Annotated in this window: 10 protein-coding genes and 1 pseudogene; 9 read left to right on the forward strand and 2 right to left on the reverse strand. The window is 38.0% G+C overall.

Annotated elements, in window-relative coordinates; genetic code table 11:
* The first annotated feature begins 541 nt into the window (after positions 1 to 541).
* Positions 542 to 981: pseudogene (locus TPSD3_RS18420) on the forward strand (PIN domain-containing protein).
* 300 nt (positions 982 to 1281) lie between these two features.
* Here the strand turns inward: TPSD3_RS18420 and TPSD3_RS16435 are convergent.
* Together TPSD3_RS16435 and TPSD3_RS16440 are read right to left on the reverse strand one after the other, a co-directional pair.
* Positions 1282 to 1578, reverse strand: a complete 297-nt coding sequence (locus tag TPSD3_RS16435) for a transposase (RefSeq protein WP_176329915.1) — start codon at positions 1576 to 1578, stop codon at positions 1282 to 1284.
* A gap of 223 nt (positions 1579 to 1801) precedes the next feature.
* Entirely contained in the window at positions 1802 to 2047 is a 246-nt protein-coding gene (locus tag TPSD3_RS16440; protein ID WP_140048593.1) for a helix-turn-helix domain-containing protein, read from the reverse strand.
* A 244-nt stretch (positions 2048 to 2291) separates the two neighbouring features.
* On the opposite strand from TPSD3_RS16440, the gene TPSD3_RS18190 reads away from it, so the two are divergent.
* The 8 genes from TPSD3_RS18190 to TPSD3_RS16465 all read left to right on the forward strand — a co-directional run bounded on the left by TPSD3_RS18190 (position 2292) and on the right by TPSD3_RS16465 (position 5748).
* Positions 2292 to 2630: a DNA cytosine methyltransferase gene (locus tag TPSD3_RS18190; protein WP_217884483.1), complete on the forward strand. Its 339-nt coding sequence runs from the start codon at positions 2292 to 2294 to the stop codon at positions 2628 to 2630.
* On the forward strand, positions 2627 to 3118 hold the full coding sequence (locus TPSD3_RS17835) for a DNA cytosine methyltransferase (protein ID WP_217884484.1): 492 nt from the start codon (positions 2627 to 2629) through the stop codon (positions 3116 to 3118). Before TPSD3_RS18190 ends, TPSD3_RS17835 begins: the two co-directional genes overlap by 4 nt.
* A 47-nt stretch (positions 3119 to 3165) precedes the next feature.
* Positions 3166 to 3441: a DNA cytosine methyltransferase gene (locus tag TPSD3_RS17840; protein WP_280938435.1), complete on the forward strand. Its 276-nt coding sequence runs from the start codon at positions 3166 to 3168 to the stop codon at positions 3439 to 3441.
* A 102-nt stretch (positions 3442 to 3543) separates the two neighbouring features.
* Entirely contained in the window at positions 3544 to 3792 is a 249-nt protein-coding gene (locus TPSD3_RS16450) for a hypothetical protein (protein WP_140048438.1), read from the forward strand.
* A gap of 23 nt (positions 3793 to 3815) precedes the next feature.
* Complete coding sequence (locus tag TPSD3_RS16455; protein WP_140048439.1) at positions 3816 to 4088, forward strand: hypothetical protein; 273 nt, start codon at positions 3816 to 3818, stop codon at positions 4086 to 4088.
* 222 nt (positions 4089 to 4310) lie between these two features.
* A complete protein-coding gene (locus TPSD3_RS17355) occupies positions 4311 to 4472 on the forward strand; it encodes a heme exporter protein CcmD (protein WP_140048440.1) in 162 nt (53 codons plus the stop codon).
* Between the two features lie 443 nt (positions 4473 to 4915).
* Complete coding sequence (locus TPSD3_RS16460) at positions 4916 to 5449, forward strand: rod shape-determining protein (RefSeq protein ID WP_086489606.1); 534 nt, start codon at positions 4916 to 4918, stop codon at positions 5447 to 5449.
* Positions 5407 to 5748 carry a hypothetical protein gene (locus TPSD3_RS16465; protein ID WP_086489607.1) on the forward strand — a complete coding sequence of 114 codons (342 nt, stop codon included), beginning with the start codon at positions 5407 to 5409 and terminating at the stop codon, positions 5746 to 5748. Before TPSD3_RS16460 ends, TPSD3_RS16465 begins: the two co-directional genes overlap by 43 nt.
* Positions 5749 to 6071: the final 323 nt, after the last annotated feature.

Consider the following 6071-nt stretch of genomic DNA (forward strand, 5'->3'; position numbering starts at 1 on the left):
CCTTCAAAATCACTCACAGAATCAATTCCTTAAAACAAAAATGTTATTCGGTGGTTGCACCATTCCCTGAGCATAACACACAGAGTCACCATGAAATGACACGGAGACTTGGCCGTGTAATTGCCAACCTTTGGCGATTAAGTCATTGGTTGTCTTTCAAATGTGCTATGTAAATTGGCTTCAAGATGGGCAGTAGGTAAGACGGTTGTTATAAGACGGTATTTTTGATATTTCATTGATGTACACTCCACGCAAACACACAACGCGGTGTTTTTAGGGGCAGATTTAGAGACGAATTATAGCAGTTTTGTGGCAAAGGTTAATGAATTTAAAGGGGGATTTGATTGTTATTTTTAAATGAATATCGTGATCTGATGTTAAGATGAAATCTTCAAATCACCCAAATAAGTATGACTAACAAAAAATATAGACTGGTTTGAAATATCTTAGAGTGCTAAAATTGGCCAGAAGTAACGAATTGTGTCGTGCTTGAAGGGAAAAAAGTTTGAGAAATAATTACATTTTGATTGATTACGAAAATGTGCAGCCGAAAAGTTTATCTTTGCTTAATGCGCATGTATTTAAGCTGCTCGTTTTTGTCGGTGCTAATCAAACAAAAATACCGTTTGAAATGGCCGTAGAAATTCAGCAGTTAGGCAACAAAGCGGAGTATGTAAAAATAGGTGGAAGTGGCCAAATGCTTTGGATTTTCATATTGCTTTTTATCTGGGTGAATTGGTGCAAAAAGACCCTAGTGGTTATTTTCACATTGTTTCCAAAGATACAGGTTTTGATCCGCTAATAAAACATCTTAAAGAAAAAAAGATTTTTGCCCAACGTAAAGAGGAATTAAATGACATCCAAATCTTAAATGTGTCAAGTTCCACGACAATGGACGAAAAAATTAGCGCAGTAGTGCAGCGTCTTGCTTCTTGCGCAAACAAAACCACGCAAAATGCCTGCATTAATAAATACAATTAATGCCTTATTCTTAAAAAAACTATACAAAATTATGTGAGATATAAAAACAAATTAAGTTCTAATATCTAGCTAGATATTAGGTATAAGATACTGTTTAATTTTATTAAACTTAAACACTTTACCTGACAAAAAAGGTCTCAAACATACTAGTGACTTCTTTAAAGCTTGATAGACGATGAAAATTCTTTCTGACCCAATTCTTACCTTGAAGCCAAATATCCTCGACTGGATTTTGCTCTGGGGCATTGGGCGCAAATCTTAATAAACGAACTTTCCATTCTGATTCTGGAAGTCCCCCATTTAATTCTCTAAATAAGTTCTTAAACCTTCAGAACGATGATAACTTGCACCATCCCAAATAATCACATGACGGGCTTCTTTATATCTGTAAATGAGCCAGTTAATAAAGTCTATCGTATATTTTGTATCAGCTTTCTTTGCCCTATCTAAAATAAATTCTCCCGTATAAATATTCACCGCTCCATACCACGTTTGAGAAGTGCGATAATTACTCATCTTTATTGACGTTCTTTCTCCTTTTTTCGACCAAACATAACCACAAATATCTCCCCACAACTGATGGCTTTCGTCTTGCATCCAGTACATTACCTCTCCACTTTCTATCTGTTCACGCTCCTTATCTATTAAATCCTTAATCTCTTTTTTTTTAGCTTCTACTTTTACCTCATCTTTTGCCGAATTCTCTTTGTGTGTCTTCTTATAACTTAAATTCGCTTCTTCTAATAATTTAGTATAAGAAGTATTTGAAGATAGAAAACATCATACTCCTCTTTTAAGTATCTCTTTAGTTCCTCTATTGTTATGTCTTCTTTTCTTGTATCCAATTAATCACATTTTCTCGTTCACGCGGCTTTAAATACCCTGGTGAGCCTTTATACGCTAACTTTAATCCTTCCACCCCTGACGCTAAATAAATGGCTTTCCATTTATCCACAAATTGCACACTGACACAACACGCTAAAGCCGCTTCCGCACGCACAAAACCAAGCAAAGACATTCTTACTGCCATCGCTCGCTTCACTTCTCTCGCCTCACCTGTTGACATTAACTTCTTCTAAATCTTCATATCTTTTGTTCATTATTCTCTCCTATTTGAAAAGTATTATTATACGACTCTGAAAAAATTGGTATATTCCTCCTAGTTATTTTGAAGGATGGACAGAAATCACCACTAATCATGCTGAGCAACTGCGAGTTATGGTTCGAGAATATTTGAGGGATTTATAAAATGCCAATAACACAATATCAAAACAATACATCCATTTATAAAAAGGGTGATCAAAAAGTGTATGATATTACTGATGAAAAAAGAGCATGGTAATAGGAAAATATCTCATGAATCACGCCTATCTAAACTTTCTGCCGAAGAAGGACTTATTGATAGTATACATGAAATAAATAAACCACGATTTGACCCTGATTTATTAATGCCTCAATTAGAATCCAATGGTTTAACGGCAATCAGTCTGTTTAGTGGTGGCGGTGGTTTAGATTTAGGCTTTCTTAGAGCAGGCTACCAACACATAGCCTCTTATGAACTTATACTGATATGTAAAGATACATTAACTACCAATCTTGAATCTACAAATATATATTGTGGCCCAGACGAAGGTGATGTGAGAAAGTGAATTGGAATATTTACAAAGACAAAGTAGATATTGTTCATGGTGGGCCACCGTGCCAACCGTTTTCAGTAGCAGGATCACGAAAAGGTGCAGATGATGAAAGAAACATGTGGGGAGAGTTCAGTAGAGCGGTTAATGCGATGAAACCTCGCGTTTTCATAGCAGAAAATGTACTGGGAATACTTAATCCAAAGTTTAATGACTTTGTAAAAAAGTATATATTGAACGAGTTGACAGATTATTCAATAACTACATTTAAGATGCACACCGCTGATTATGGGGTTCCACAGATTAGAGAAAGAGTTTTCTTTGTTGGCTTTAGAAATAAACCACGATTGAATAAATTTACCCCTCCCTCCCCCACGCATACTTGGGATCATTTAGGAAAAAATGATTCTTACCCTAATTGTTTGTTATTTGATACGGGACTTGAAAAACAAAAGGGGTTAGGGATTGTCTGGGGCTACACAGCATCGGGTTTGATAATTTAGCCCCGACTATCAGAAGTGCCTTCACAGGAAAAAGAAATACAACATCTATTTTAAATAGCACAGCGGGTCAAAAATCTTGGGGAGATATGCAAATATGGCCTAATGGAATTCAGTCGAGTAGAGAAAAGGCATCAGCCTTTCCCGCTAAAAATAAGCACTTTAGACTGTCAGTTCAAGATGTCGGGTTAATTCAAGGATTTCCAGAGTCATGGAAATTTGCAGGGGCGGTGTATCAAGTTCTTGGTCAAATTGGCAACTCAGTTTCCCCTCCTGTTGCCTATCATGTTGCAGTAAGCGTGGCAAATGCGTTGAAAAACACATAACAAGGCACTGCACCAGACCGCAATTCCGCTGCGCTCCACTGTCGCTGGTGAGAGCTTGGTCGTTAGGGCAAAATTTCGTTAAATACCAAATAAAAATTACTCATGTCTAAGGACGAAAACCAAAGTAGAATTCAGCCTCTTACCGGAGGAGGAAATAGATCACTGACAATGACATTTACTCCAGATGAAGTCGCTGTAATTGATGAGATGGTTACAATTTTCGGTGACTCCAGGGAAGATGTTGTTATAAAAGCAGTTAGCCTACTTTATACAGTTTATAAAGAAGACGAGAATGCAAAAAATGTTTTTCTTCAAGTTGGAACAAAAAGAGTTGTTATACCATTAAAATAAGAACTAAACTTTTAGTATTGCATATGCCTAGAAAATCACAAGTAGGATTATTAACCGTCATTAGGGATGAGTCTAATGTTAGAGGGTTAATTGCTTTAATTTTTATGCTCATGTTTTCAGTTTTTGTGTTTGGCTCCGTAGTTCTAGCAACCATTAGTTTGTTTATGACATTAGAAGGAAAAGCTGCTGAAGCAAAAGAGTTAATTCTAACAATTTCAGGGGTATTTTCTGGACCACTAGGCTTAATTTTAGGGTATTATTTTCGTTCCGAAATTGAAAAGAAACACTCGCCCTAACTTATCACTCAAAGCCCGACCACCCAGTCGGGCTTTTTCAGTTTGATTTTCATCCGTACCAGCCAAATCAGGCCGAGCGGCCTATGCGGGTTTTGGGATGCGGTTTTAATCTATTACTTACTTTTTTTCTCTTCTTGTTGGGTTGTTTCCCAAGCACTCATTGCTTAGAATGCCTACTTAGAATAAACGGCGGTTATTTTCCACAGCAGAGAGGAATAAAAAATGCTTGAACCCAATTTAACCCATATCGCTGGGGCAAAGTGGTTAGGTGGCGCGTTAATGCCTGCGTCGTTGGTGGTGATTGGTGGTGTATTGGTGTGGCAATTGTGGCAATCGAAAAAAGCCATTCGCCAATTGGCACAGCAAGAACAATACCAAAATTAAGTCATTCATAAAATTTTTCTGTCAGAATCAGAATTTACAGAATTTTAGGATTTTCAGAATTAAAGAATAAAAAATCTGTTTAAAATAAATGACTTGCAAGAATAAATTTTGAAAATTATTTAATTCTGTAAATTCTGATTCTGACAAAATAAAGGTTTTATAAATCACATCATCTTGCTAAAGAAGAAAACACCCGCCTCACCACCCAACAACACGCTCTTGCACAACAAGTTGAAGCATTAAAAGAACAAGTGCAAACGTTATTAACGCCTCCTGCGGTGACGGTTGTGAGCGTCCCCCCAGCCACAACCCCCCACTCAGAGCCTTCTGTCCATTTCTCATCCGACACAAAAACTACAACCAGTCCTTCTAAATTGGCGATGTTGAAACGTTTAGTGGAAGACAATCTTAATTTGAGAAAACATTTTAATTAACAGGATAAAATGATGCCTAATACTTTTCATGTGGGTATTGATTTGGGAACGAGTCGCACATCAATTACCACTTCGACCGGTAAACGCTTTACCAGTCGGACTTGTGTGGGTTATCCCAAAGATGTAATCGCGCAAAAACGCTTTAATAAACCTTATTTACTGGGCGATGAAGCTTTAGAAAATCGCTTGGCGTTGGACTTAATTTGGCCTTTATCTCAAGGCGTAATTTCTGACAATCCCAAAGCCTTAGAAGCCACGCATTTGGTGTTAAAACATGTGATTGAAACGGTACTGCCCGAATACCGTAAAGGCGATTTAATCTATGCCGCCATCGGTGTTCCCGCACAAGCCAGTATTAACAATAAAAAAGCGATTATTGAAGCCAGTAAAAATATTGTGAATAAAGTGCTGATTGTCAGTGAACCGTTTAGCGTGGCTTATTCCATAGATCGTTTTGACGAATGTTTGATCGTCGATATTGGCGCGGGGACAACGGATTTATGCCGAATGCACGGCGCAATGCCGAAGCCGAAGATCAATTAACGTTGAATATCGGTGGCAATTTCTTAGACGACACCTTACGCCAAGCCTTGTTGGCCAAATATCCCAATGTGCAGTTAAGCGCGCAAATTCTTCGCCGTATTAAAGAAAAATACGGTTATGTGTCTGAAAAAAGCGATCCGATTGTGGTGAGTTTGACCGAACAAGGGATTCCGAAAGAATACGAAATTACGGATATTTTGCGTGAATGTTGTCTTCAACTGACCGATCCCATCAGCAAAGCCGTGCAGAATTTAGTGGTTTTGATCCTGATTTTCAAGCGCGTTTGCGCCATAACGTGATCATTGCAGGGGCGGTTCTCGTCTCAAAGGCATTGATATTGCGATTGAAAACAGTTTGAAAGCCTACGGCGGCGGCGAAGCCACTTGTGTGCAAGATGCAGAATATTGTGGCAGCATTGGGGCGTTAAAAATGTGTTTAGAAATGCCTGAAAATTATTGGCAACAGTTGTAAATGTGTGACGGATGACGCGCCTATTGACCTCGCTAATTCATGCGCTACAGAAGCGACGAATAAGCGAGGTCAATCCATTTGCAGTAAAAAAATTGATCATTAGGCAATGATAACTGATAATTGGCCGTTGTTTCCCCAAAGTAATAAGTAA

The organism is Thioflexithrix psekupsensis (genome assembly GCF_002149925.1).
Lineage (GTDB): Bacteria > Pseudomonadota > Gammaproteobacteria > Beggiatoales > Beggiatoaceae > Thioflexithrix > Thioflexithrix psekupsensis.